The sequence below is a fragment of the Paenibacillus sp. FSL R7-0313 genome (assembly GCF_037969885.1).
Lineage (GTDB): Bacteria > Bacillota > Bacilli > Paenibacillales > Paenibacillaceae > Paenibacillus.
In genome coordinates, this window is sequence record NZ_CP150219.1 from 3,229,990 (window position 1) to 3,256,741 (window position 26,752).

Genomic DNA, 26,752 nt, shown 5'->3' on the forward strand with positions numbered 1-26,752 from the left:
AACAATAGATGAGTGAGAATAACCAGCCGAAACACGGCTATCAGCCACAAGTCATGGAAAAAAGTTGGCAGCAATACTGGGATGCAAATAAAACATTTAAAACGGGTGAGGACCCTGCTAAGCCGAAATTTTATGCACTGGATATGTTCCCGTATCCATCCGGTTCAGGTCTGCACGTAGGTCACCCGGAAGGATATACGGCAACGGATATCGTTTCCCGTTACAAACGCATGCGCGGTTACAACGTATTGCACCCAATGGGTTGGGATGCTTTCGGTCTGCCTGCTGAGCAGCATGCACTGGATACAGGTGAACATCCACGAGATATTACATTCCGTAATATCGACAATTTCCGTCGCCAGATCAAATCGCTCGGTTTCTCCTATGACTGGGATCGTGAGATCAGCACAACGGACCCTGAGTATTATAAATGGACACAATGGATCTTTATCCAGTTGTACAATAAGGGCCTCGCTTATGTGGATGAAGTCGCAGTTAACTGGTGCGAAGCGCTTGGAACGGTACTGGCTAATGAAGAGGTTATTGATGGCAAGAGTGAACGTGGTGGACATCCGGTAGTACGTAAACCGATGCGTCAGTGGGTCCTGAGAATTACCGAGTATGCAGAGCGTCTGTTGGAAGACCTGGAAGAGCTGGATTGGTCTGAAAGCATCAAGGATATGCAACGTAACTGGATCGGTAAATCAACAGGTGCAGAAGTGGTATTTGCCATTGAAGGTCGCGAGGAAGTTATTAAGGTTTTCACTACCCGTGCGGACACATTGTTCGGTGCGAGCTTTGCAGTACTTGCTCCGGAACATGAATTGGTAGAAGCAATTACAACCGATGACCAACGTGAAGCGATTCAGGCTTATCAGGAGCAGGCTTCTCGTAAGAGTGATCTGGAACGTACAGATTTGGCCAAAGACAAAACAGGTGTATTCACTGGGGCTTATGCAATCAATCCCGTTAATGGTGCAAAACTGCCTATCTGGATTGCTGATTACGTTCTTGCAGGTTACGGTACGGGTGCGGTTATGGCTGTTCCGGGTCATGATGCACGTGACTGGGAATTTGCGAAGCAGTTCGGTCTGGATATCATTGAGGTTATTCAAGGTGGAGACGTTACACAAGAGGCATATTCCGGTGATGGCGCGCATGTGAATTCCGATTTCCTGAACGGACTGAACAATGAAGAAGCGGTTGCCAAGATGATTGCTTGGCTGGAAGAGAACGGCAAAGGACAAGGGAAAGTAACCTACCGTCTGCGTGATTGGCTGTTCAGCCGTCAGCGCTACTGGGGTGAGCCAATCCCGATTCTGCATCTGGAAGACGGAACGATGAAGACAGTACCTGAGGATCAACTTCCACTGCTGCTGCCTGATATCGACCAGATCAAACCTTCGGGTACTGGAGAATCACCACTGGCGAATGTTACGGAGTGGGTGAATACGGTAGATCCTGAAACGGGAATGAAGGCACGTCGTGAGACCAACACCATGCCACAATGGGCGGGTAGCTGCTGGTATTACCTGCGCTTTATCGATCCGCACAATGACAAGGAACTGATCTCCAAGGAGAAACAGCAGCAGTGGCTGCCAGTTGATCTGTACATTGGCGGAGCAGAGCACGCCGTACTTCACTTGCTGTACGCTCGTTTCTGGCACAAAGTGCTGTATGATCTGGGTGTTGTGGAGACTAAAGAGCCTTTCCACAAACTGGTGAACCAAGGTATGATCCTGGGTACCAATAATGAGAAAATGAGTAAATCCCGTGGTAATGTTATTAACCCGGATGAAATCGTCAATGAATTCGGTGCAGATACATTGCGTCTGTACGAGATGTTCATGGGACCATTGGAAGCGACAAAACCGTGGAATGCAAACGGGGTTGAAGGCATGCACCGCTTCCTGTCACGTGTATGGCGTCTCTTCATTAACGAAGACACAGGAGCCATCAATGACAAGATTACGGTGGACGGTGGAACGGATGAGTTCAAACGGACTGCTCACAAAACGATCAAAAAAGTTACGGAAGATCTGGAACATCTGCGCTTCAACACATCCATCAGCCAGCTGATGATTTTCATCAACGATGCATACAAAGCGGACACACTGCCTCGTGAAGCGATGGAGAAATTTGTGCAGCTGTTGTCACCACTGGCACCGCATATGGCGGAAGAACTGTGGAGCCGTTTGGGTCACGAAGGTGGGATCTCTTACGTGGCTTGGCCTGAATATGATGAGTCCATGACAGTGGATGCGGAAGTAGAAATCGTTGTTCAGGTAAATGGTAAAATTGTAACTCGTGCTACGATCGCGAAGGATCTGGATGCACAGGGTATGCAGGACTTTACGATGGAGCTGGCACCTGTTAAGCAGGCGCTGGAAGGCAAGACCATTCGCAAGGTCATTGCCGTTCCAGGCAAACTCGTTAATATTGTTGCCGGTTAATCTCACCGGCTCGGAATAGTTCATCCAGCTTTACCAAATCTTCATCATATTTGTCATGTGTCGTGTGGATTAGGCTGTCGAAAACACCGTCGAGACTAACCTTCAGCAGTGCAAGTGCCTGAGCGGTAATACCGCCAGGTACAGCGACACGAGCTTGAAGCTCTTGCGGTGTGAATCCTCCTTCGGTGAGCAGCTTGCCTGTTCCCAGGAGCATTTCGCCAGCCAGAGCGCAGGCATCTGCCCTTTTGATGCCTGTCAGCTTCACCGCACTTTCGATCCACTGTTCCAAAAAGAACGATATGAATGCAGGTCCGCAGCTGGAGAAGTCGGATGTGATTCGTGTACAGGCTTCATCCACTTGGTACGGCCTACCGATATGACTGAGCAGACTTTCCAACACAGCGCGGTCTTCACTGGTCATTCGTTCGCCGTGTATACACAGGGACGCGCCGCTGCCAACCTGGTGTGTGACGCTGGGAATAACCTTGGAGACTTTGCAAGGAAGTGAAGATTCCAGATGGCGCAGCTGCACGGGACTGGTGATCGAGACAATTATATGATTGGGATTCACGACAGGCAGGATGTCGTCAATGACATGTTTGAATTCAAGCGGCTTCACGCACAGGAAGATAATATTACTTCGGATCACCGTTTCCCGATTGCTCTGGGATTCATGCAGACCGGGGTAACGGAGGGATAACTGTCGTACTTTGGACGGGGTTCGATTGCTTGCGGCGATCTGCCGGGGCTCGAGTGCACCCGATTGGATCAGGGCATAGATCAGCAGGCTGCCCATGCTGCCGGTTCCGATAAATCCAACCTTCATTGTTTCAGGCCTCCTTTCATGCTTTACGGTACTGGCGCAGTTCATTCCCTCTATTCTATGCGTGAGGACCTGTTTCACATGACATGAAAAATGCACAACTTGTTTCATCAGGGAAGTTCAACGGTTCGGAAGCACCGCCCGTGTTCGAAATGAATGATTTTGAATTCAGGGAGAGGTGTGGAAGAAATGAGATGGAACAAAGGAATGACCATTGCTGCTGCGGTGGTTGGAAGTATACTCATATTATGGTCGGGCAAAAGTGAACAACCACCTAGTGGCTGGGAACCCTTGCAGCTCGGCACCGAGAAGCCGACGATAGAGCAGGAACTTCCTGCTGTACAGTCGGCTACTTCGGTTCAGGGCAAACCAGGGACATCTTCGGGAACGGATGCAAGTGAGATGCAGACTGGGAATGATGCAAAGGCAGATAAGTCTAAAGAGCTTGCGAGCGCTTCAGTTGATGGTGATTCGGGAGTTCAAACTACAAGTCAGACGAACGATAATCCATCAGATACTGCTATTTCGACTGAACCGGTTGTGCAGGTTACGAATTCGAATCCTTCGGTTACTTCCAAGACGGGCTCGAACAGTAATCCACCTGTAGTTCCTGAGGAAGCTAGCGATAATGGCAAGATTGATGTGAATACCGCACCTGTCTCCAAGCTTACAGAGCTTCCCGGAATTGGGGAGAAGAAAGCTCAAGCCATTGTGGACTACCGGAATGCACATGGTCCTTTTGCCAAAGTTAGTGATTTGACAAAGGTCAAAGGAATCGGTATGAAGATGCTGGAGAAGATGGCGCCGTATGTGCAGATCCGGTAATATTAAAATATAAATTGTGTTAAGCGGGAGGAAAACAGCATGAGTACAGAGGTACGCAAGGACTGGGATACGTATTTTATGGACATCGCGTATATGGTTTCCACCCGTTCCCGCTGTTCGCGTCGTCATGTGGGTGCCGTTCTTGTTCAAGGGAAGAAACTGCTGGGAACAGCCTATAATGGTGCACCCACCGGCGTCCCGGATTGTTCTGAAGCAGGTTGCATGATATCGGAAGAGTATGAGTTGGTCGTAACCGATGGGCAAGAAGAAATGGTGAAAAAGCAACGATGCATTCGTACAATTCATGCGGAGCAAAATTTGCTTTTATTCACAGATCGAATCGACCGCGAAGGTTCGTCCGTGTATGTGACCGACGAACCGTGCTGGACATGTGCCAATATGCTGGCGAATAGCGGGATTACAGAAATCGTGTTTCATCGTTCTTATCCTAAAGATACCGGCAAGGTTACAAATATGATGGAACAGAAAGGCATAACGTTCCGCAGACTGGAGAATTACCAGCCCCCGCGGGAAACGATGATGACTGTGAGCAATTAATATGATAGGGTCGAATATGCGAGGGAGAACCTCCGGCAAGCCTGAATGGGCTTTCCGGGGGTTTTTCTGCGTTTAACGTGTGACATGAAGGAGGGAGACAAATGAAAGGCAGACCGTTGTTAAGTTTTACGATTTGCTGGTTATGCGGTAGCGGGATGGCATGCGCGTTAACAGGCTGGACGTTAATCTGGGGGATGATTGGAGCGCTGGTGTGTCTGCCACTTCTACTTCGTTTCATGGATGTTCGTGGATGGTCCATTTTATTTTTGCTCACCGCCTTTATTGGGGGTGCTGCACATTGGGAATGGAATGACGCACGCAATCATAGCCGTCTGCCTGAGACTACCCATATCGCTACTAGAGAGTTAGACGGTCTGGTAGCCGAAATTCAGGGTGAGCTTGTGTCAGATGTACGTATTGATGGAGATCGGGCTGATTTTAAGATGCAGATGTCTTCCATATTGCCCATATCGGATTCATCAGCAGATACAGATCTCGCAGCAGCATCTGCATTCCAAATAGATGAACAATTAATGGTACAAGTCAGACTGTTGGAGGAAGAAGAACAACAGGTAGCAGCGGGCTGGAAGAGGGGCGATACAATCACGCTTAATGGTTCTTTTGCCCTTCCTGGCGAAGCCAGGAACTTTGGCGGGTTTGGTTATCGCAGTTATTTGCGAACCTTGCATATCCATTGGTTGTTCAAAGTGAAGGGAGCCGGATCGGTAACAGCTACGCCTCCTGAGGGGCTTGGACAATTTAACGTACTACGATGGACGGATTGGGCAAGGCATACGTTGGGCTCGGCGGTTGAGCATTTATTTCCAGAGCCTCATGCAGGATATATGAAGGGTCTTATTATCGGGATGGCTACTGATATCGATCCAGGTACCTATGGTCAGTTTTCACAATTGGGTTTAACGCATATCCTGGCAATCTCCGGGACCCATGTCGCTGTATATGTCGCTTCCCTTCTCCTTATTCTATCCTGGCTAAGACTTACCAGAGAGACGGCACTCACGATTGTTCTGATCCTGGTGCCAGCTTATGTACTGTTATCAGGTGGTTCACCTTCAGTCATTCGAGCAGGGATTATGTCCATGATTGGGTTGTATATGGCACGTCGCGGTCTCGCCAGAGATGGCCTTCAGATGATCAGTGCAGCAGCGTTGCTGATGATGTGGTGGGACCCGTACTTTTTGCTAAGCGTGAGCTTCCAGTTATCCTTTCTTGTGACCGCAGGTTTGATGATCTACATGCCGCTGATTAATCGACTGTTCAGTAGCTGGCCGAAATCTCTGGCTGCAACAGCATCCGTAACGGTGACCGCTCAGCTGATTTCGTTTCCAGTAACTATTCTCTATTTCAATCAGTTCTCATTACTTTCATTTGTGGCTAACTTTCTGCTGGTTTCGTTGATCAGTGCTATTGTATTACCTCTAGGGACGGTCGCCATGCTGTTATCATTTATATGGGTTCCCTTGGCAAAACCTCTCGCGTGGGTCGCGATTCAACTGAATCAACTGACGTTTGTAAGCGTGGAGTGGATGAACAGCCTGCCAGGTTTTGTGTTGATCTGGCCAACACCTTCCCTCTTGTGGATTGCTGCATATTATACCGTGTTGTATGCCTTACTCTACCTGATGCATCGTGGCAATGGTGAGCAGCGAGAAACAATGTTAATTGAGGAGGATACGGCACCTCTTGTGAGGCGACAACCTTCAGTTTCAATGGGGAATATGGGCATTCGTTCTTCGATGTCTACCGTGGCACAGTATCAAGGTAAGAACCATGTAGGTGGAAAAGAAACTTCATTAACGACATTAGGAGCCAGTATTGCCTGGCCGGAGTATACAAGTGCATTTACCGCACGAGGTGCAGGTTATTATTCGAATGAACGAATGAGTAAAGTTCAGCAATGGTTGTGCGGGTTGCTTGCGCTCAGCTTTATTGCTGGATTATGGTGGGCATATCAGACTCCCCAGCCTGCTGGAACCGGCATCGTACAGTTTTTGGATATTGGACAAGGAGATAGTACGTTGATTACAACCCCGAAAGGTAAACATATTTTGGTGGATGGCGGAGGAACGGTTAACTTTGGGAACACCGAGCAATCGTGGAAAACAAGGCGTGATCCGTATGAGGTTGGAGCCAAGGTGGTTGTTCCTCTGTTGAAAAAGAGAGGTATCCATCAACTGGACGCGGTCATTGTAACACACGCTGACCAGGATCATGCTGGAGGACTTCAGGCTGTGCTGGAACAGATTCCGGTTAAACGTTTCATGTTTAATGGAACGACCAGCGGTAAGGATAACTTTGATAAGTTACTGGACACAGCCATGGAACGGGAAATTCCTCTGTACGCCATTCGGCAGGGCATGTCCTATAAGGCTGATAAAGAGACATTTTTACATTTTATAGCTCCGGATCTGGCACATATGGATGTAAATGTATCGGGCAGTTTACCTGTATCTGAACATCAGAATCATGATTCCGTTGTCTTTTTGCTGGAAATGGCGGGGGCTTCCATGTTGTTCACCGGAGACATGGATGCAGCAGCCGAGCAGGAAATGCTCTATATGATTCAGGATGGCTCGTTGGCTGCTCAGTTTGAACAGAAAGGTGCAGATATTGGAGTTACAGAGGGAGTTGTACAAAGGATACTTACACGACCGTTGCAGGTTGATTCAAATGATGCTTCAGCGGTGGCGTCTGTCTCCATTGACGTTCTAAAGGTTGCTCATCATGGTAGTAAAACGTCATCAACCGAAGCCTGGCTCCAATACTGGAATGCCAAAACCGCTGTGATATCTGCTGGAGTTAACAATACATATGGGCATCCCAATCCGGGAGTGATGGAACGTTTGGAGGCTATCGGGTCAGAGATTTATCGGACGGATCAGATGGGTGAGGTCCAGATGAGAGTGAAAGATGGGAAGATTGATATTCGGTACAAGTTGTTTGGAGTTGAGTGACGGCACGCAACCTATTTATCGGTGTGATGAAAAATGAAAAAACGCCGATCTAATACCAATTGGAAGGTTAAAAAGACAAGAGAACCTACAATGATGTAGAGAGTTTGAGCAGAAAAAGTATTGAAGTTAAGTGTAAATATCGAGTAGATGATCCCACCTGTGAAGCCTAATAGAACATATGCGGCAATAGCAACGAGCAATCTTATATACGTATTATCTTTTTTTCTGTATAAAAGTAATCCATCCACCAATATGGAAAGTGGCATAATTAAGAAAAGTAAAATAGCGAGGTTAATCAATAATCCAACTGCAAATTTATACCCGAATGAATAATAGTAAGTATTTTCCAATCTTTCATCTATAGGGACATAGTGATATATCCCCATTGCAAGTGAAATGAAAATTGCAGTTAATACAGCTGCAAGTATTTTTCCGCGCGGCCTATTGATTCTATGGGTGTTTGTCATTTAAATATTGACCTCCATCTTGAATAACTATATTAAACAACTGATAGACTTGGGGAGTTACTATATTTTAGCATATACAGGCTGAGAAAGAATGAGTGAGGGACATTGAGAAAGTAGTACTTGGTTGACCAATAACAGAAAAAAGTCGTTCCGCTGCGAACGACTTCTTTTTGAATTGCATGGTGGTGACATTTCCAATTGTGATGCACTTTATTCGATTGTCATTTAGTGGAATCGACTAAAAACAAATTACTCTCTTGCCTTTGAGATGCCAACTACCAAGCTAATTATAGTTGCGCTGAATAAGTTAAGTATGTGATCGATTTGATCCCAACTTTTATGCCCTATTATCATATTAAATGCAAAAAGTAACACACTACAGAGTAAAAAGAATCCCAGGAAGTATTTGAAAAAGATTTTTAGATTCATTTAATCTCCCTATATTGAATTTAAATTTTGTTGCGGATGTACGTTTATATGTTTCATTCTAGAATATTGAATAGAAGTATTTGTATGTTAATCGTTAATTTCGTGTAAAAATATGGTTTGAGTTGGGGTTTTATTATTGGTAGGTGGTTTTTGTTGCAGGATTATGATTTTTTACTAAATAATAGTTAGTCCCACCTTAGAGGAGGGATAGAGATACTTAGGGATCGTAGCACTATACATAATAATGAGGGATCAAGAAAATGGAACTTGTAGAAATGTCGCAAAGTAAAAAGAACAGAAATGCAACTCAGAAGTTTAGAGTGAAATGGATTAGAAAAGCGATAGCCCTATGCATTGGACTTTTAGTTATCGGTTTGATCGCAGGACAGTCCTCCGCTTTTGCATCATCTGGGTCGGGTAATTCCATCACTTCAGTTCTTGACCGAAATGACTATTTGCTGGACGATGGTACACTTTGGTCTAAAGGGGCCACAAGTGGATGATCAGGCTAAGGTTTTGGAATCGATTATCGATGCGGATTCTTATTGGAGTAGTACTGGAAGCGATTCTTCTTATAGCGCATTATCTTCATCAGGAGATATATTATGACAAATACAACAAAATACGTAAAGCTGGAAATGTACCTGATGGTAAAGCAATTGCAACGAATGGTGTTTACGCAGCTGTGCTGAAAAATGATGGCTCGGTAGTGATTGTAAGTATGCTGTATGAGGATGACTACATCACGGTTGCGAATAATGTGCAATCTTTGATTTGGTGGTGGGGTACGCATAAGCTGCTCACGGTGAAACAGGATGGAACCGTCTGGAGCTATGATCGAACTGCCAAATATAAGGGCGAGCAACTGCCTGGTTTAAGTAACGTATCGTAGATGGTGTGTGCGCCTAATCTGGATGAGCTATATACATAGTTACAAGATGGATCATGGGCTACATATGATAATGGAAAGTTAACTCCTCTATCAGCTCCCGGGTTAAATCAAGTGACACTTACGGCATCTTCCAAGGAAGTTTTATTGGGGATATGATCACCCTTACCGTTCAGGAGAATTATAGTAATGGTTTCAAGAACAAACGTTCACCTTTGCCTGAAGAACTTATAGTGGAGCAGCCCCAAGTTGCACAGATTCAGGCAGGATGCAAACTAGAGGTTACGGGCATGGTAACAACCAAAGTGACGTTGAAGATAGGAGGTTTGGCTTCAAGTCTTCAACTGAACGTTGATTCACAGCAAAAGTTAACAGGCGCCACATTGTTGGATGGAAATGTATATGGGATGCTGAGCTAAAGCAGGCCAAGGTGCTGGTTGGAAATTCTTCTATTCTGGTGGAATCGAAGGACACACTTGCACTGATCAAGAAAAAAGAGCTGGGGAATCTTGCTCGCTTCATTGGCAAGTCCTACTGGATCAACAGTGATACGAGTTTAGGGCAACGTTTCAGTAAAGTGACCATATCAGATATCAAAATTGAGAAGATTAAATACGGTGATCGAAGTTACTCTATTATCTTCCGTAATGCAAAAGGAAAAACCGTTTCTGCCTACGCAGGAGGTGCACCTTCCAGTGTGACGGAGATGCTTGCCGATTCCAACCAATTCTTCTCTTCTGATCCGTATAAGAAAAACAATTGGTCCAAGTCCACTTGGAATAAAATCATTGCTGGAGAAGTAGCTTTAGGGTTTCTCAATGGCAAACTGATGGCGATTTACTGATGAATATACCAATTAATCACTTCATTTGATTGTAAGTCACAGCACAAAAAAAGCCCGCTTTCCGTTACCCTCCAGGAGGGAGAATATCGGAAAACGGGCCATTTTTCAAAATGTAGAAGAAATATAATAACTACTCTACGCCATCCTTAAAGTGTTTGTTCCAGTGTTTATCTCCCTTATGCAACAGATCTTCTACCGTTTTCTCAAGAGTCATCAATAGTTGTGCTCTGACATCAAGTACGGTTTCTCTGTACAAGCGTTCTTCCGATCCAACGATTTTATCGCCGTATAATGCCTGTGCAGCTACGTACTTCCGATGTTCCTCGACCAGAGTATCAATGGACTCCAATGCATGTTCCACAAAATGGGAAATGCTTTGGTATTCTTTGGGCATTTGTTCTTTTAAAGCTTGAATTTTCGCTAGAGCTGGCATGCTCATCACCTCGTGTTTATGAATGTAAATTTACAATACACCATTTTCATGAAAATTGCATTAAAAATAGCTTAAATTTGGACAAATTTCGACTTTTTTTATTTTCAGAACCAAAAAAGTGCTTAGCTATAATGTATGCCATTGCATTTGAATTGAGTCGTGTAAGTAATGGAATCCCTTTTGGATACGTTTGGTGACTCGTTATGCAATTTCTGTTATTCTAAGAGAAGATTTCAGCGGCCCTAATACATACGCCGTTATTTTGTTATGGCAAATTAAAAAAATACTTAACTTTGCAACAATTTTATTGATGATCACGTCTGTAAGGTTGCAGGGAGAGGGGGATCCTTTGTGGTAGAGCCGGAACTCATCAGAGCCGCTCAATCGGGCGATCGCGACGCTCTAATTACCCTATTGCGGGAGATTGAACAACATGTCTATCGGACCGCATATTACATTCTAAATAATGAACAGGACGCTTTGGATGCTGCTCAGGAAGCGTTGATCCGAATTTACACCAAAATCAATTCATACGAAGAAAAGGCCCAATTCAAAACATGGGTACAACGCATCGTCACGAACATCTGTATTGATAAATTCAGAAGAACCAAACCGTCCGTCTCCATTGACGAACATGACATGGTTTTTCAGGATAATCAGGATGTGGAGTACGAGGTCATGTCTACATATGTGGCCCAAGACATTCAGGATGCGATCAACAAGCTTCCCGAGCATCATCGTACCGTTATTGTTCTAAGATATTTGCAGGACTTATCCTACAATGAAATTGCGGATTGTCTCGATCTTCCGTTGAATACGGTGAAATCTTATTTATTTAGAGCCAGACAGCAATTACAGAATCTACTACAGGAATATCAGAAAGGTGGTGTGACAGGATGAAATGCGAAGAGGTGGTGGAATGGATGCACCGCTATCTGGATCATGATCTGGGCGAGGCGGAAACCGCGCAGATGCTACAGCATGTGGCAAAGTGTCCGGAGTGCGCCGAAAATTTTAGTTTACTCAGAGCTCTTTCCAGAGAACTGGAAGAATTACCGCAAGTAAGCCCGAAATTTAGTCTGGTTGATGCGATTATGCCACAGCTTGATGCCATTGACGAAGCGCGGAAGGAACAAAGTAGCACCATACAGGAAATGAATCCTGTCCCCGCTGCATTTGAGAATTTACAACGTTCAAGTGAGCGGAAAACGAAGCAAAAATGGCTTAACTCGATGGCAGGACGTATGTCCATGGGTGCAGCGGCTGCGGCAGTTGTATTGGGATTTGCCATCTGGGGATATAATCCTGAACAGATCGAGAATGCCGATTCCATGCTGATGAGCTCTGGGGCTTCTCAAGAGAGTGGCAATGTGGATGAGAATCCATTAAGCAAGAGTATTGAACATTCTGATCCTGCCACTTCATCCCAACCAAGCAGCAACGATGTGTTTGTGGATCAATCGAATGTTTCACCGACTGAACCAGACAACCAAGGCGTAGAAACCTTGCCTGAAGAGAACGGTGGAGATAAGGTACAGGAGCCTGAAGTTCAATCAGATCCGGAACCTCAACAACCGGCTACCGAATCAACACCTGCTCGGAATAAAGGAACTCAGGATAATTCGTCTAAAACTCCTTCGACCGATAATCAGCAGAGTCAGGTTCAGAACCAAGATTCTGAGAAGAGAAATCAAGAATCAGGAGATGCTCCCAAATCTTCTGCAGATGGGGAAGAGAATGGAGTAACAGAAACAGAAAATGGAGATTCATTCACTTCTCAGACAATCGTACCAAATACCAATGAAGATGCTCCGGTAGAAGGCAGTTCTGCTCCTGATTCCGGTGCAGGTACAGACGCATCTGGAGGAAACAAAGGTTTCGCAGCAGGACCGGATCAGGGAATGACTACAACGGCAGCACCAAAAGAATGGAAGTCACCTGACGGCTCCTATGTAGTTATGCTTATTGGTGATCAACTCAGCATATACTCCAAACCTGCCAATGAACCGGATGTTCTGAATTTGGTTGAACAACGCAGTATAGAGGGGACACTGAAGTCAGCGAGTTGGTCCAAGGATGGTACCCTATTTAATTACGAGACGGACAAGGACGGAACAACGGCGAAGAACTCGTTTAATGTACCTGCCGTTCCAAGTGGAGCTCCTGCGAAATAATTTAAAAAATGGGGAGTGCGCTCCTCCAAACGAAAGAACATTTTCAGTATGACAAGCATATAGTGGAATTAACAAAACGTCCTATCTCAGTTCAAACAACTGACGTCGTATGACCGCGCACCGGCTTTTTCTAGAACTGCTGGTGTCTGCGTTTATATAGATGTAGGACAGGGGACCTTCATCCGTAAACTGGATGTAAGGTCCCTTTGTTGTCTTGCACTTTTTCTGGTAGGATAAGAGGGATAAGGAGGCACCGTGAATGGATGTAAAAAGTGCAACAAAGGCAATACGTAGTGGAGAACCGGCTCCGATCTATGTGCTGTATGGAACGGAAAAGTATCAGATACAGCAATTTACGGATATGTTAAAAGAACAGGTTATTGAAGAAGAACATCGTGATTTTGCGATTATTCCATATGATTTGTCTGAAACGGCTGTGGAGGTCGTTATTGAAGAAGCAGAGACCGTACCTTTTCTGGTTCCGCGCAAATTAATTATTGTAAGGGACGCGAGCCTGTTCACCGCAGGTAAAGAATCCAAGATTGAACATCAGGTTGATCGTCTGCTTACATATATGGAAAATCCGGCAGATTACAGTACGATTGTTTTCCTGGCCCAAGGGGATAAGCTGGATGAGCGTAAGAAACTGGTGAAGGCTGTTAAGAAACAGGCAGTAGTTCTTGCTTTTGCTCCACTTAGTGGAGATGAGCTGTTGAGTTGGATAGCGAAACTGGCGAAGCAGCGGGATGTTTCCTTGGAGACGGGAGCGGCGGAAACGTTGATCAGCTATGCAGGAACAGGTCTTCAGACCCTGTCTGCTGAAGTAGACAAGTTATGTTTGTTTGCTGGTAATGGGGGGACAATCAAGCGTGCTGATATCGAGTCACTGGTTGCCCGTAGTACAGAGCAGAATGTATTCTCGCTGGTCGAAGAACTCGCTAATTTGCGACTGGAGAAAGCGTTGGCTCTTTTCTATGAGTTGCTGAAGCAGCGGGAAGAACCGATTAAAATTGCCGCTTTAATCGCTCGTCAGTTTCGGATCATGATCCAGGTGAAAGAGTTGGGCCAACAAAGTTACTCCCAACAGCAGATTGCCAGTCAGCTTGGTCTTCATCCGTATGCTGTTAAGATTGCAGGTGAGCAAGCTCGTAAATTTCAGCCGGAACGTCTGAGAATGATTCTGAGTCACCTCAGCGAACTTGATTACCAGATGAAAACAGGTGCAGTGGATAAAGTACTTGGTCTGGAGCTGTTCTTATTGAGACTTGGTGCGTGAATGAATACGTAAACCTGATAGAATAATAGTATGATAACCAAACAAAGCGACCTTTGCTCCATGATCGTTAAATCATCGGAATAAAGGTCGCTTTATCTTTGTCTTATACTTATCGAATCAGATACTAAAAAATCCTGAAAGCCTATGCTGTTCAGGATTTTTCCATTGGATCGTATAAGTAACGCTTCTTACGCTTGTGCGGAAAGAGCGTTCAGTTTTTTCGCCAAGCGAGACTTTTTGCGTGCTGCAGCATTTTTATGAACCAGACCTTTAGTTACAGCCTTGTCCAGCTTTTTGGAAGCAGCTTGAATCGCAGCTTTTGCAGTATCAACTTCGTTACTTACCAGAGCAGCATCAGCAGCTTTAACAGCTGTACGGAGTGCAGACTTCTGGGAAGCGTTGAGTGCGCGGCGCTTGTCGCTCGTTTTTACGCGTTTAACAGCGGATTTGATGTTTGGCATTACATTCACCTCCTGTAAGGCATTTGCATGAATACAAACGTTTCACAACTTAAAATATTCTATCACGCTAGCATGTAAAATGCAACAGATATTCCTACGATGTTCGACATGCTGTATAAAGAAACCCTTTTTCCCACACAATATGCTCAAATGCGGTAAGGGAGGCAGGGACAGAATGACACTGGATTTGCAAAACTATACAGTTCGTACCGATTTGGCGATCGACTCCAAGGAAATGGCGCAAGGTGGACAGAAACAGACGATTCCCGGACTACAGGAAGATGTAGAGAAAAAAGAGGGCATTACGATTACACGTATTGATGTCCTGACTGAAGAAGCAGCCACGGCTATTGGTCGGGTGAAAGGTCACTATGTCACCTTGGAAGTACCTTCACTACGGAATGGTGATACCGAGTTACAGGAGCGAGTTGCTGCCGAGTTCACACGTGAAATGGAAGATTTTATGGTTAAGGCCGGAATTAACAAAACATCCAAGGTCTTGATTGTTGGCTTGGGCAACTTAAATGTCACCCCGGATTCACTCGGTCCACTTGTTGTGGAAAATCTGATGGTGACGCGTCAGTATTTCGAATTGGTGCCAGATCAGGTTGCGCCAGGGTATCGGGAAGTCAGCGCGATTGCTCCCGGCGTGTTAGGTACAACGGGCATTGAATCCAGTGACATCGTACAGGGGATTGTAGATCGGACCAAGCCAGATGCGATTATTGCGATTGATGCGCTGGCCTCCCGTTCTCTGGAACGTGTAAATACAACCATTCAGGTAGCGGATATTGGTATCCACCCGGGTTCCGGTATTGGAAATAAACGGCGTGGCCTGACTCGTGAAATATTAGGTGTGCCTTGCATCGCCATCGGAGTACCAACCGTATGTTATGCGTCCACCATTGTGAACAATGTGATTGAGATGATGCGCTCACACTTCCGCCAGGAAACGGATCAGACCAAACAGATCATGGGTATGCTGGACGACATCGGTGAGCAAGATCGCTTGAGTCTGGTGAAAGAGGTACTGGAGCCACTGGGTCATGACCTCATTGTTACCCCAAAGGAAATCGATGAGTTTATTGAGGGAATTGCCAATGTTATCGCTACAGGACTTAACGCCGCACTCCATGATGCCGTGAATCCGGATAACGTAGCTGCTTATACACATTAAAACTTAAAACTGCTGAGAAGAAGGTCCGAATCTATCGGACTTTCTTTTTTTGTTTTTGGAATCTTTCATTTTCCTGTTCTATCAAATTGGGCGGGCTCATAGAGTTGAAGTATAAGAGTTGTCCAGCAGGGAAGGAGACAGCAGAATGAATAAGATATTGGCCTGGAATATTGGGAAGTGGAAAAAAAGATGTCTGCACGTGCTGGCCATGGGCCGTACGTTGTTGTTGCTTATGATCATATCTGCCTTGTTTTTTGTCGTACTGGGTCTGGGGGGGATGGCAGAGAAACGCTTGAATAATTCACCCGTTTCTTCCATGAAAGGATTTGCGAGTGCCGTATCAAGCCGCTTTTTTGTCGATATGCTCGGTATGGAGATGCCCCATCTCACCCAGAAGGAACAGACCTCTGCGATATCCGGTGAGAATCTCACCTCTTTTGTTTTCCAATTACTAACGAATGTAAATCCTCAAGATCCGAAGAGCCTGATTGCGAGAGAAATGCCGGGCATGGGTTCCAACCAACCTGTTCTGCTCCGTCCTGGATCTGGTAACGAAAAAGCCGAGGCTCCCGAAGATTATCAGCCCGGTCCCGGTCTTACGGATACGGCTTCTGCAGGTGGAGGAAAACCCGGTAGTGAGCTGCATATTCCACCAGGCCAGGACAATACGGATCCACCTGAGTCGAGTGAGCCTGGAGATGGAGAAGGTAAAGAGGACCCCCCAGCGAAGAATGGTGAGAAAGACAATTCAGGCTCACCGACAACAGGCAAAAAGTCAATTCTTATCTATCATTCCCATCCAAGGGAAGGCTACAATCCACTGCTAGGTACGAAAAGTGATAATCCATCAACAGGCAAATCAACAGGCAATGTGTTTCAAGTGGGAACCTACCTCTCAGACAGTCTGGAGAAGCTGGGAATCGGCGTAGAACACGCCAAGGATGATTACCCCACTAAAGTTAAGGACTACAACTGGAACTATTCCTATAAATACTCCCGTCAAACGGTAAAAGCGGCACTCGCTCAAAATGATGATCTGACGTATCTCATAGACATTCATCGTGATTCACAGCGTCATGGCAAAACAACAACAACAATTAATGACTTGGGCTATGCCAAAGTGTATTTCATTATTGGACATGAAAATCCAAATTGGCGGCAGAATGAAGCCTTTGCAGCGAAAATTCATAAGAAACTGGAAGCGAAGTATCCTGGGGTATCCCGTGGTGTGTGGGGCAAGGATGGCGGAGGAGCCAACAATGGAGAGTATAATCAAACCCTTTCACCCAACAGCATTTTGATTGAGATTGGCGGCATAGACAACACAGGAGCTGAGTTACAACGGACATCGAAGATTCTAGCAGACATGATTGCCCAAGTGTATTGGGAAGATCAGAAGGTGGACAAAGCCAGTGCGGAAACCTCGTCGCAGGGTGGATAGGAATTATATATGTAAAGAAGATAAAAATAGTAGAGTGACAGGAGGCAAAGCATATGTCCAGATTCGGTAAAAGACTGTTATCCATGGCTGTATTAATGTTGCTGGGTGTTCTGTTCGGAATGCAGCTGGCTGGCAGCAACTTTCATATGGGCAATCCATCAGGAGGCACGTCAACCGTGGTGACAACTGAGCCAACTTCATCGGTTACCGAATCTGTTCCAACTGCACCTGTCCAGAAGGAGATCAAAGAACCAACGTTTGTACCTGTTCAGTCACCAAGCCAAGTGCTTGGGGCAGATCAGAGTAAAGCTCCGGTCGATGTGTTGGCAGACAAAACGGCTGGACTATTGCAAAATCTCTCACACAGTGGCATCAAATGGGTGGTCTCTCTTTTTAGTGGCGTTGCTGAATAAAATACCATGGATTAAAGGTACAATATTACCTCTAGGAGTGTATGATCACACTTTATTATAAAGTTGAGACAACACGGGATTGATGCACTGTGCTTCAACTGTTATAATGAAGTGATTGACACTAGGCTGTTTCTGGGGGTAAGGAATGACTGACATTCGGGCAAGACAACGTAAAATTCGTAACTTTTCTATCATTGCACATATAGATCACGGCAAATCAACACTTGCGGACCGGATCTTGGAGCACACAGGTGCGCTCACGTCACGTGAAATGCAGGAACAGGTTCTGGATAAGATGGACCTTGAACGCGAACGTGGAATAACGATCAAGCTACAAGCAGTAGCCTTGACTTACAAAGCGGATGATGGTGAAGAGTATTTATTGAATCTGATTGATACACCGGGACACGTAGACTTCACATATGAAGTATCACGCAGTCTTGCTGCATGTGAAGGTGCTCTGCTGGTTGTGGATGCGGCTCAGGGAATCGAAGCCCAAACACTTGCCAACGTGTATCTGGCATTGGATAACAACCTTGAAATTTTACCAGTTATCAACAAAATTGACCTTCCGAGCGCTGATCCTGAACGGGTGAAGCAGGAAGTGGAAGATGTTATTGGTTTGGACACAAGTAATGCGGTCTTGGCTTCGGCCAAATCAGGAATCGGAATCAAAGAAATTTTGGAGCAAGTGGTGAAAAGTGTTCCGGCTCCAACTGGTGATCCTGACCAGCCTTTGAAAGCGCTGATCTTTGACTCGCACTATGACCCGTACAAAGGTGTAATCGTATATGTGCGTGTTGTTGATGGCAAAATCAAATCCGGTTCCAAAATCAAAATGATGGCAACAGGTAAATCATTTGAAGTCATTGAAGTTGGAGCGTTCAAACCTCGTATGACCATCGTGGACGAGCTGAACGTCGGGGATGTTGGATTTATCGTTGCAGGTATCCGGCATGTTGGCGATACACAAGTCGGGGATACGGTGACAGATGCTAAAAATCCAACACCGGAACCTTTGCCGGGTTATCGTAAAATTAACCCAATGGTGTATTGTGGTCTCTATCCGATCGAAACATCGGACTATGTTGATCTGCGTGAAGCGTTGGAGAAATTGCAGTTGAACGATGCGTCTCTGAGCTTTGAACCGGAAACATCCAGTGCACTCGGTTTTGGATTCCGTTGCGGATTCCTTGGGCTGCTTCACATGGACGTTATCCAGGAGCGGATCGAGCGGGAGTTTAACATTCCGTTGATCACAACGGCACCAAGTGTAATCTATCACGTCACCTTAACGAATGGTGAAGTGATGAAAATCGACAACCCATCCAACTATCCTGAGGTGGGACGGATTGATTACGTCGAGGAACCATACGTCAAGGCAGATATTATCGTGCCGAATGATTATGTAGGTACCATTATGGAGCTGTGTCAGAATAAACGGGGTGAATATGTAAATATGGAATATTTGGACACAACCCGGGTTACCATTACCTATGAGATTCCGTTGTCCGAGATTGTATATGACTTCTTCGACCAGTTGAAATCCGGTACCAAAGGATATGCATCTCTGGATTATGAGTTGTCCGGTTACCGTCAGTCCAATCTGGCAAAAATGGATATTGTACTCAATGGCGAACAGGTGGATGCTCTGTCCTTCATCGTTCACCGTGACCGTGCTTATAACCGCGGACGCATTGTCTGTGAGAAACTGCGCGAGCTGATTCCACGGCAAATGTTCGAGGTGCCAATTCAGGCATCTGTAGGTACCAAAGTTGTTGCTCGTGAGACGGTAAAAGCAATGCGTAAAAACGTACTTGCCAAGTGTTATGGTGGTGACATCTCGCGGAAACGGAAACTGCTTGAGAAGCAGAAAGAAGGTAAGAAGCGGATGAAGCAGGTTGGTAACGTTGAGGTGCCACAAGAGGCATTCATGGCGGTACTGAAAATTGATGATTAAATAATCTAATTTGAAATACGTCACAGAATGTGAGTATTCAAACTAGATTAGGAGAATTCAATTTCGGGTACATCACAGAGTGTGTGTATCGAAATTGAATTGGTACAACACAGAATATTAAATAACTAAGCTGAAAGGGAAGCCGGATGGCTTTCCTTTTTTCAAATAGAGGGGGACTTGCCATGACATTGGCAGCACACAGCCGGAAGACAGGTGCGCCCCAAGCGGTGTATCTTCACATTCCCTTTTGCACGAATAAATGTTTTTATTGCGACTTTAACTCCTACGTTCTGAAAGATCAGCCCGTGATGCAATATCTCGAAGCGCTGGAACGGGAGATGGAACATACAGTTAAGGCCAATCCACCGGGTGAGATCAAGACCATATTTGTAGGTGGGGGTACGCCAACAGCTCTGAAACCGGATGAGATGGCAGTATTTCTTCGTTCCGTGAAGACGTATTTCCCAAATTGGGCGGACGATATTGAATTTTCGATGGAAGCCAACCCGGGAACCACGGATGCGGAGAAGCTTGCTGCGATGAAAGAAGGCGGCGTCAACCGTGTCAGCTTTGGCGTGCAGGCGTTTCAGAATGATCTGCTGACAGGCATTGGCCGTATTCATAATACGGATGATGTATATCGCAGTTTGGAGAATGCTCGAAAAGCGGGATTGAATAACCTGTCCATTGACCTGATGTTTGGTTTGCCGAACCAGACTGTTGAAATGTTGAATGAGAGTATCGACAAAGCGCTGGAACTGGATCTGCCGCATTACTCCATCTACAGCCTGAAAGTGGAAGAGAATACACTTTTCCATACACTGTATCAGAAGAACCAGTTGCCACTTCCTCATGAAGATGACGAGCTGGAGATGTATCTTCTATTAATGAGACGTATGAAAGAAGCAGGCTATGGACAATACGAGATCAGTAACTTTGCCAAGCCGGGCTTTGAGAGTCGTCACAATATTACCTACTGGCGTAATGAGGACTACTATGGTCTGGGTGCAGGTGCGCATGGATATGTAGGCCGCGAACGGCATATGAATATTAAAGGTATAAATCCTTATGTTGAAGCTTCGCGTGCAGGACTGCCTCGTCTGGATCATTTTGAGATTGCTCGCCCTGAGGCCATGGAAGATTATCTGATGGTTGGACTGAGAATGTTGGAGGGGGCTTCGGCCTCACGTTTTAGCGAACAGTTCGGAGAGTCCATGGAAGAAGTGTTTGCAAAGCCTTTGGGCAAAATGTTAAACGCAGGGCTGCTTGAGCGGACGGCAGACGGCTTCCGACTGAGCGAGCAGGGTATCCTGTTCGGAAATGACGTTTTTGCGGAGTTTATCGGGTCCATATCGCTGAATTCATAGCTTGAAATTCTATACGCTCTGTTGTATATTTATTCATATTGATTTTACAGAGCGTGTTAATTTAACAACTACGAAGTCAGCTTTCCTCTGGAAAGCTTGGTAATAGGAGGAGAGCAGGATGTCGGTAATATGCAGAAAAGCCGTGCCGGAAGATGTTGAACCACTGTATGAAATGATTAAGGGCTATGCAGAGCGTGGGATCATGCTTCCGCGATCACGGGAAATACTGCACCGACAGCTGGAGCACTTTGTTGTAGCCGAAGTTGATGGTGAAGTGGTGGGTTGCGGATCGCTTTGTCGTCTGGGGAATGATCTGGTAGAAGTCAGATCACTCGGTATCTCGGAAGGGCACAAAGGGCTCGGTATTGGCTCCCGATTGCTGGACCGACTGGTAGAAGAAGCGGAGAAACAACAGATTCCTAAGGTTATGGCGTTGACATATGAAGTGTCCTTTTTCCTCAAAAACGGCTTTGCCGTGGTGGAAAAGGAGATTTTCCCCGAGAAAGTATGGACCGACTGTGTTCATTGCAGCAAGCAGGATTGTTGTGATGAGATCGCTGTATTGAAAGAGCTTAACGTTTCAGCCTAATAACTGAATGGACTGCATGAATCGAGCCGAGTCAGCCTCTGCCCTACATGCAGTCCTTTTTTACTTTAAAGTATGTACAATAAAGTTGTTAGGACTCGTTGACATTGGTCTATACTATAAATAGATGAGCCCACTCATCAAACTCACTTGACAATGTTCACGTCAGTTTGGTATTTTTGTATTACCGCTTAGCACTCATCTAACCGGAGTGCTAACGACATGGGACAGTACAGTCAGAAGGAGGGAATACTCACCATGTTAACAGAGCGTCAACGAATGATTCTGAACGCTATAGTGGATGACTATATCCGTTCAGCTGAGCCCGTAGGGTCCCGGAGCATTTCCAAAAGGGGAGATGTTGGATACAGTCCGGCGACGATCCGTAATGAAATGGCGGATCTCGAAGATATGGGCTTTCTGGAACAGCCGCATACATCGGCTGGACGCATTCCATCCCATAAAGGCTATCGATATTATGTCGATCATTTGGTTCCCTGGAATCAGGTGGAGCCTCAGGAGTTGGATGATCTGAAGTCGTTCTTCGCTGAAAAGTTGAACGTCATGGAGCAAGTTATTCAGCATGCATCCAATATTTTGTCACATATGACGAATTATACTTCGATCCTGCTTGGACCGGAAGTATTCCATACGTCCCTACGTCACTTCCAATTGCTTCCGTTGAATGAAAGTGAAGCTGTGGCAATCATTGTGACCAATACAGGTCAGGTGGAGAACAAGACGGTCCAGATTCCACCAGAAATCTCGGTAGCCGAGATGGAAAATGTGGTTCGTTTGTTAAATACCAAACTTGTGGGCGTACCAATCTACAAATTGAAATCCCGTCTTTATACCGAACTTGGGCAAGAGATGGAACGGCATATTACACGTTATGAGGAAGTTATGCAGGTGCTGAACAGTGCCTTTGACAACGAACATGATAATCGTCTGTTCCTCAGTGGTGCCACCAACATGTTGACTCAACCGGAGTTTAAAGATATCGAAAAGGTAAAAGATATTCTTGACCTGCTGGAAGAGACACCAACACTCATGAAATTGATGATGCCCGTGCCGGGTGGATCTGGTATTCAAGTGCGAATCGGCACTGAAAATGATCATGAAGCCTTTGCCAACTGCAGCCTGATTACAGCCTCCTATTCATTGGACGGTGAGGCATTGGGTTCGATCGGTATTTTAGGACCCACGCGGATGGATTATGCACGTGTCATTCATATTTTAAATACACTATCCCGTGACTTGACGACGATGCTGACACATCGTTTCAAATAAGATTCGGGAATGAACCATTTCATTCGTATAAGGAGGTGAACATCTTGAAAGAGGAGCAATCATTTACAGAAGAACAAGAGGTAACAGCAGCTGAGCAGGAGCCTATTAATGAAGCTGGCGCTGCAGAAGCACAAGCTGAAGAGATGGCTGGTCAGGAGCAGGATGAGCTTGCGCGTCTGAAGGCAGAAGCTGAGGAGCAACAGCAGCGTTATGTCCGTGCACAGGCTGATTTTGATAACTTCCGTCGTCGTACGCAGAAGGAAAAAGAAGAATTGGCTAAATACGCTTCGATGAAGCTGGTCACCGAACTGGTACCGGTTATTGATAACTTCGAGCGCGCCATGGCTACTGTACCGGAAGGAGCAGAGGTCGAATCTTTCTCAAAAGGCATCCAAATGATTTTCCGTCAATTGGAAACCGTGATGAATAATGAAGGTCTGACGGCTATGGAATCGGTAGGACAACCGTTCAATCCTGAATTCCACCAAGCAATTATGCAAGTGGAGAGCGACGAGTACGAAGAAGGTATCGTTGTTGAGGAAGTCCAAAAAGGCTACATGCTGAAAGATAAAGTGCTTCGTCCAGCTATGGTAAAAGTCAGCTCATAATTTCCTTATAGGAAGGAATGAGTTGGCTCCGTGGTTGAACAATGTGGGCGAAGTTTAATATAAAGGTTTGTACACATAGAGCACGATTAGCAACATGAACATCTAAATAAGGGTCAGATCAGACCCATTCATTTTAAATTGTTGAGGAGGAAATTTTCGGATGAGCAAAGTAATTGGTATTGACTTAGGAACAACAAACTCATGCGTAGCAGTAATGGAAGGCGGCGAGGCTGTCGTAATTCCAAATCCGGAGGGCGCACGTACAACTCCATCCGTAGTTGGTTTCAAAAAAGATGGAGAGCGTGTTGTTGGTGAAACTGCAAAACGTCAAGCGATCACCAATCCGGATCGTACGATCATGTCGATCAAACGTCACATGGGTACTTCCCACAAGGAAACAATCGATGGCAAAGACTACTCTGCACAAGAGATCTCTGCAATCATCCTGCAAAAATTGAAAACTGATGCTGAAGCTTATCTGGGTCAAACGGTAACTCAAGCAGTTATCACTGTACCAGCTTACTTCAATGACAGTCAGCGTCAAGCGACTAAAGATGCGGGTAAAATTGCAGGTTTGGAAGTTCTGCGTATCGTCAACGAGCCTACAGCAGCAGCTTTGGCATACGGTATGGAGAAATCCGAAGACCAAACGATTCTGGTATATGACCTGGGTGGCGGTACGTTCGACGTATCCATTCTTGAACTGGGTGACGGCTTCTTCGAAGTTAAAGCAACGAGCGGGGACAACCAACTGGGCGGGGATGACTTCGACCAAGTAATCATTGATTATCTCGTAAGTGAATTCAAAAAAGATCAAGGCATTGACTTGAGTAAAGATAAAGCAGCGGTTCAACGTTTGAAAGATGCAGCGGAAAAAGCGAAAAAAGAACTTTCCGGCGTATTGACTACAACGATCTCCTTGCCGTTCATCACGGTTGCTGATGGCGTTCCTCAGCATTTGGAGTTGAACCTGAGCCGTGCGAAATTTGAAGAAATCTCTGCAGGTCTGGTTGAGCGTACGCTTGAACCGACTCGTCGTGCATTGAGCGATGCGGGTATGACAGCTAACGATATCGACAAGATCGTATTGGTTGGTGGTTCCACACGTATTCCTGCAGTTCAAGAAGCAATCAAAAAACTGACGGGTAAAGAGCCTCACAAAGGCGTTAACCCGGATGAAGTTGTAGCGTTGGGTGCTGCTGTACAAGCGGGCGTACTGACAGGTGACGTGAAAGACGTTGTATTGCTTGACGTAACTCCACTGTCCCTGGGTATCGAAACAGCAGGTGGCGTATTCACTAAAATGATCGAGCGTAACACAACGATCCCTACAAGCAAATCTCAAGTATTCTCCACTTATGCAGACAATCAACCAAGCGTTGAGATTCATGTTCTGCAAGGTGAGCGTGAGATGGCAGCAGGTAACAAATCGCTTGGACGTTTCATGTTGGGTGATATTCCACCAGCTCCACGTGGCGTTCCGCAGATCGAAGTTAGCTTCGATATTGATGCCAACGGTATCGTTAACGTATCTGCAACAGATAAAGGTACTAACAAAACTCAAAAAATCACAATCACTTCTTCCAGCGGTTTGAGCGATGCTGAAGTTGAGCAAATGATGAAAGATGCTGAGTTGCACGCTGAAGAAGATAAAAAACGCAGAGAACTCGTTGAAGCGAAAAACAGTGCAGATCAATTGATCTACTCTGTTGACAAAACGATCAAAGATCTTGGCGAAAAAGCAGATGCTGGCGAAGTTGAAAAAGCAAATGCTGCCAAAGAAAAACTGCAAGGCGTGCTGGCTTCCGACAACCTGGAAGATATCAAAGCTGCTACAGAAGAACTGACAGAGATCGTTCAACAACTGTCCGTGAAACTGTATGAGCAAGCTCAGGCGCAAGAGCAAGAAGCGCAAGGTGCTGAAGAGCAACAAGGTTCCGCTAAACGTGACAACGTCGTAGACGCTGATTACGAAGTTGTGGATGAAGATAAAAAACAAAACTAATTCGTAGTTCTACGCGAATTAAACATCGGTGACGTTCGAATTAGAGGGAAAGTCATAGCCGGGGCTCCCGCGCTTTGGCTTTCCTTTTGTCACGATGTGCGATATGGTGAATGATATGGGGGTGGAAGAGTGGCTGAAAAGCGTGATTATTATGAGGTGCTTGGCGTTAGTAAAACGGCTAACGACGATGAGATTAAAAAGGCTTACCGTAAGCTTGCCCGTCAGTATCACCCTGACGTAAACAAGGCTGCTGATGCGGAAGCTAAATTTAAAGAAGTTAAAGAAGCTTACGACGTAGTGAGTGACGGTCAGAAGCGTGCACAATATGATCAATATGGTCATGTCGATCCGAATCAAGGTGGATTCGGTGGTGGCGGTGATTTTGGCGGCGGCGGATTTGGCGACATCTTCGACATGTTCTTTGGCGGCGGTGGCGGTGGACGACGTGATCCAAATGCTCCGCAACGGGGGAATGACCTGCAGTATACGATGACGATTGAGTTCAAGGAAGCTGTATTTGGTAAAGAAACCGATATTACGATTCCGCGTACAGAAGGCTGTGATACCTGTCATGGCTCAGGTGCCAAACCTGGAACGAAACCGGAAACCTGCTCGGTCTGCCAAGGTAGCGGTCAGCAGGAAGTCGTGCAAAATACACCGTTTGGTCGTATGGTTAATCGCCGTGCATGTTCGAACTGTAGTGGTTCGGGCCAAATTATCAAAGAAAAATGTACAACGTGCAGTGGTAGCGGTAAAGTCCGCAAGCAACGCAAAATCCATGTCCGCATTCCAGCGGGTGTAGATGATGGCGCGCAACTGCGTATGACAGGTGAGGGCGAGGGAGGCCTGCGTGGCGGACCAGCGGGAGATCTGTATATTGTCATTCGCGTGAAATCACATGATTTCTTCGAGCGTGAAGGTGACGATATTTATTGCGAAATCCCACTTACCTTTGCACAGGCAGCTCTGGGAGATGAAGTTGAAATCCCAACGTTGACTGAAAAAGTGAAGTTGAAAGTACCAGCTGGTACACAAACGGGAACGTATTTCCGCCTCAAAGGCAAAGGTGTACCACGCCTGCGCGGTATGGGGCAAGGGGATCAGCATGTGAAAGTGGTTGTGGTTACACCTAGCAAGCTGAATGACGAGCAGAAAGATCTGCTTCGCCAAATCGCTGCGCTGGATGGAGAGCAAACACATGAGCATGAACAATCTTTCTTTGATAGAGTGAAACGCGCCTTCCGCGGCGACTGAGAATAAAATAAAGCAAGCCCAACAGGACACCATAGCGGTTTTTA

Annotated in this window: 25 protein-coding genes; 21 read left to right on the forward strand and 4 right to left on the reverse strand. The window is 45.8% G+C overall.

Annotated elements, in window-relative coordinates; all coding sequences use genetic code 11:
• Nucleotides 1-8: 8 nt before the first annotated feature.
• Nucleotides 9-2,453 (forward strand): leucine--tRNA ligase, encoded by a 2,445-nt coding sequence (gene leuS / locus NSQ38_RS14115; protein ID WP_074095915.1) that lies wholly within the window; start codon nt 9-11, stop codon nt 2,451-2,453.
• Here the strand turns inward: leuS and comER are convergent.
• Nucleotides 2,434-3,279 (reverse strand): late competence protein ComER, encoded by an 846-nt coding sequence (gene comER, locus NSQ38_RS14120; protein WP_315937187.1) that lies wholly within the window; start codon nt 3,277-3,279, stop codon nt 2,434-2,436. The genes leuS and comER overlap by 20 nt on opposite strands.
• A gap of 186 nt (nt 3,280-3,465) precedes the next feature.
• Between comER and NSQ38_RS14125 the strand changes: the two genes are divergently transcribed.
• From NSQ38_RS14125 to NSQ38_RS14135, 3 genes are all read left to right on the forward strand, one after another.
• Nucleotides 3,466-4,101 carry a helix-hairpin-helix domain-containing protein gene (locus tag NSQ38_RS14125; protein WP_339790116.1) on the forward strand — a complete coding sequence of 212 codons (636 nt, stop codon included), beginning with the start codon at nt 3,466-3,468 and terminating at the stop codon, nt 4,099-4,101.
• A 39-nt stretch (nt 4,102-4,140) separates the two neighbouring features.
• Nucleotides 4,141-4,659: a cytidine/deoxycytidylate deaminase family protein gene (locus NSQ38_RS14130; RefSeq protein ID WP_017687196.1), complete on the forward strand. Its 519-nt coding sequence runs from the start codon at nt 4,141-4,143 to the stop codon at nt 4,657-4,659.
• Between the two features lie 101 nt (nt 4,660-4,760).
• On the forward strand, nt 4,761-7,634 hold the full coding sequence (locus NSQ38_RS14135) for a ComEC/Rec2 family competence protein (RefSeq protein WP_339790119.1): 2,874 nt from the start codon (nt 4,761-4,763) through the stop codon (nt 7,632-7,634).
• A gap of 11 nt (nt 7,635-7,645) precedes the next feature.
• Here the strand turns inward: NSQ38_RS14135 and NSQ38_RS14140 are convergent, their stop codons facing one another.
• Nucleotides 7,646-8,101: a hypothetical protein gene (locus NSQ38_RS14140; RefSeq protein ID WP_338588017.1), complete on the reverse strand. Its 456-nt coding sequence runs from the start codon at nt 8,099-8,101 to the stop codon at nt 7,646-7,648.
• A 689-nt stretch (nt 8,102-8,790) separates the two neighbouring features.
• On the opposite strand from NSQ38_RS14140, the gene NSQ38_RS14145 reads away from it, so the two are divergent.
• The 4 genes from NSQ38_RS14145 to NSQ38_RS14160 all read left to right on the forward strand — a co-directional run bounded on the left by NSQ38_RS14145 (nt 8,791) and on the right by NSQ38_RS14160 (nt 10,263).
• Nucleotides 8,791-9,033, forward strand: coding sequence for a hypothetical protein (locus NSQ38_RS14145; protein ID WP_339790120.1), 243 nt, complete (start codon nt 8,791-8,793; stop codon nt 9,031-9,033).
• Nucleotides 9,030-9,422: a hypothetical protein gene (locus NSQ38_RS14150; RefSeq protein ID WP_339790122.1), complete on the forward strand. Its 393-nt coding sequence runs from the start codon at nt 9,030-9,032 to the stop codon at nt 9,420-9,422. Before NSQ38_RS14145 ends, NSQ38_RS14150 begins: the two co-directional genes overlap by 4 nt.
• A 152-nt stretch (nt 9,423-9,574) precedes the next feature.
• The gene (locus NSQ38_RS14155) at nt 9,575-9,838 is read left to right on the forward strand and encodes a hypothetical protein (RefSeq protein WP_339790124.1); all 264 of its coding nucleotides are present in this window, start codon (nt 9,575-9,577) and stop codon (nt 9,836-9,838) included.
• An 11-nt stretch (nt 9,839-9,849) separates the two neighbouring features.
• Nucleotides 9,850-10,263: a hypothetical protein gene (locus tag NSQ38_RS14160; protein ID WP_339790127.1), complete on the forward strand. Its 414-nt coding sequence runs from the start codon at nt 9,850-9,852 to the stop codon at nt 10,261-10,263.
• A gap of 130 nt (nt 10,264-10,393) precedes the next feature.
• Here the strand turns inward: NSQ38_RS14160 and NSQ38_RS14165 are convergent, their stop codons facing one another.
• On the reverse strand, nt 10,394-10,696 hold the full coding sequence (locus NSQ38_RS14165) for a hypothetical protein (RefSeq protein ID WP_062835531.1): 303 nt from the start codon (nt 10,694-10,696) through the stop codon (nt 10,394-10,396).
• Between the two features lie 351 nt (nt 10,697-11,047).
• Between NSQ38_RS14165 and NSQ38_RS14170 the strand changes: the two genes are divergently transcribed.
• From NSQ38_RS14170 to holA, 3 genes are all read left to right on the forward strand, one after another.
• Nucleotides 11,048-11,596: a sigma-70 family RNA polymerase sigma factor gene (locus NSQ38_RS14170; RefSeq protein ID WP_017687205.1), complete on the forward strand. Its 549-nt coding sequence runs from the start codon at nt 11,048-11,050 to the stop codon at nt 11,594-11,596.
• Nucleotides 11,593-12,870: a zf-HC2 domain-containing protein gene (locus tag NSQ38_RS14175; protein WP_339790130.1), complete on the forward strand. Its 1,278-nt coding sequence runs from the start codon at nt 11,593-11,595 to the stop codon at nt 12,868-12,870. The genes NSQ38_RS14170 and NSQ38_RS14175 overlap by 4 nt, the downstream gene beginning before the upstream one ends.
• A 259-nt stretch (nt 12,871-13,129) precedes the next feature.
• Nucleotides 13,130-14,146 carry a DNA polymerase III subunit delta gene (gene holA / locus NSQ38_RS14180; protein ID WP_339790133.1) on the forward strand — a complete coding sequence of 339 codons (1,017 nt, stop codon included), beginning with the start codon at nt 13,130-13,132 and terminating at the stop codon, nt 14,144-14,146.
• 188 nt (nt 14,147-14,334) lie between these two features.
• Here the strand turns inward: holA and rpsT are convergent, their stop codons facing one another.
• Nucleotides 14,335-14,607: a 30S ribosomal protein S20 gene (rpsT, locus tag NSQ38_RS14185; protein ID WP_024628504.1), complete on the reverse strand. Its 273-nt coding sequence runs from the start codon at nt 14,605-14,607 to the stop codon at nt 14,335-14,337.
• Between the two features lie 175 nt (nt 14,608-14,782).
• Here rpsT and gpr point away from each other — a divergent pair, with 175 nt between their 5' ends.
• From gpr to dnaJ, 10 genes are all read left to right on the forward strand, one after another.
• Entirely contained in the window at nt 14,783-15,784 is a 1,002-nt protein-coding gene (gpr, locus tag NSQ38_RS14190; protein ID WP_036615103.1) for a GPR endopeptidase, read from the forward strand.
• A gap of 145 nt (nt 15,785-15,929) precedes the next feature.
• Nucleotides 15,930-17,225: a stage II sporulation protein P gene (locus NSQ38_RS14195; RefSeq protein WP_315372316.1), complete on the forward strand. Its 1,296-nt coding sequence runs from the start codon at nt 15,930-15,932 to the stop codon at nt 17,223-17,225.
• 53 nt (nt 17,226-17,278) lie between these two features.
• On the forward strand, nt 17,279-17,638 hold the full coding sequence (locus tag NSQ38_RS14200) for a hypothetical protein (protein WP_338588008.1): 360 nt from the start codon (nt 17,279-17,281) through the stop codon (nt 17,636-17,638).
• A 145-nt stretch (nt 17,639-17,783) separates the two neighbouring features.
• Nucleotides 17,784-19,598: a translation elongation factor 4 gene (gene lepA / locus NSQ38_RS14205; protein ID WP_076211672.1), complete on the forward strand. Its 1,815-nt coding sequence runs from the start codon at nt 17,784-17,786 to the stop codon at nt 19,596-19,598.
• Between the two features lie 182 nt (nt 19,599-19,780).
• Nucleotides 19,781-20,965, forward strand: a complete 1,185-nt coding sequence (hemW, locus tag NSQ38_RS14210; RefSeq protein WP_036668565.1) for a radical SAM family heme chaperone HemW — start codon at nt 19,781-19,783, stop codon at nt 20,963-20,965.
• A 118-nt stretch (nt 20,966-21,083) separates the two neighbouring features.
• Nucleotides 21,084-21,554 (forward strand): N-acetyltransferase, encoded by a 471-nt coding sequence (locus NSQ38_RS14215; protein ID WP_017687214.1) that lies wholly within the window; start codon nt 21,084-21,086, stop codon nt 21,552-21,554.
• A gap of 255 nt (nt 21,555-21,809) precedes the next feature.
• On the forward strand, nt 21,810-22,841 hold the full coding sequence (hrcA, locus tag NSQ38_RS14220) for a heat-inducible transcriptional repressor HrcA (RefSeq protein WP_338588007.1): 1,032 nt from the start codon (nt 21,810-21,812) through the stop codon (nt 22,839-22,841).
• A gap of 35 nt (nt 22,842-22,876) precedes the next feature.
• The gene (gene grpE, locus NSQ38_RS14225) at nt 22,877-23,449 is read left to right on the forward strand and encodes a nucleotide exchange factor GrpE (RefSeq protein ID WP_133385571.1); all 573 of its coding nucleotides are present in this window, start codon (nt 22,877-22,879) and stop codon (nt 23,447-23,449) included.
• Nucleotides 23,450-23,609: 160 nt separating this feature from the next.
• Nucleotides 23,610-25,454, forward strand: a complete 1,845-nt coding sequence (dnaK, locus tag NSQ38_RS14230; protein ID WP_091028373.1) for a molecular chaperone DnaK — start codon at nt 23,610-23,612, stop codon at nt 25,452-25,454.
• A gap of 129 nt (nt 25,455-25,583) precedes the next feature.
• On the forward strand, nt 25,584-26,708 hold the full coding sequence (gene dnaJ / locus NSQ38_RS14235; protein WP_062835521.1) for a molecular chaperone DnaJ: 1,125 nt from the start codon (nt 25,584-25,586) through the stop codon (nt 26,706-26,708).
• Nucleotides 26,709-26,752 lie beyond the last annotated feature (44 nt).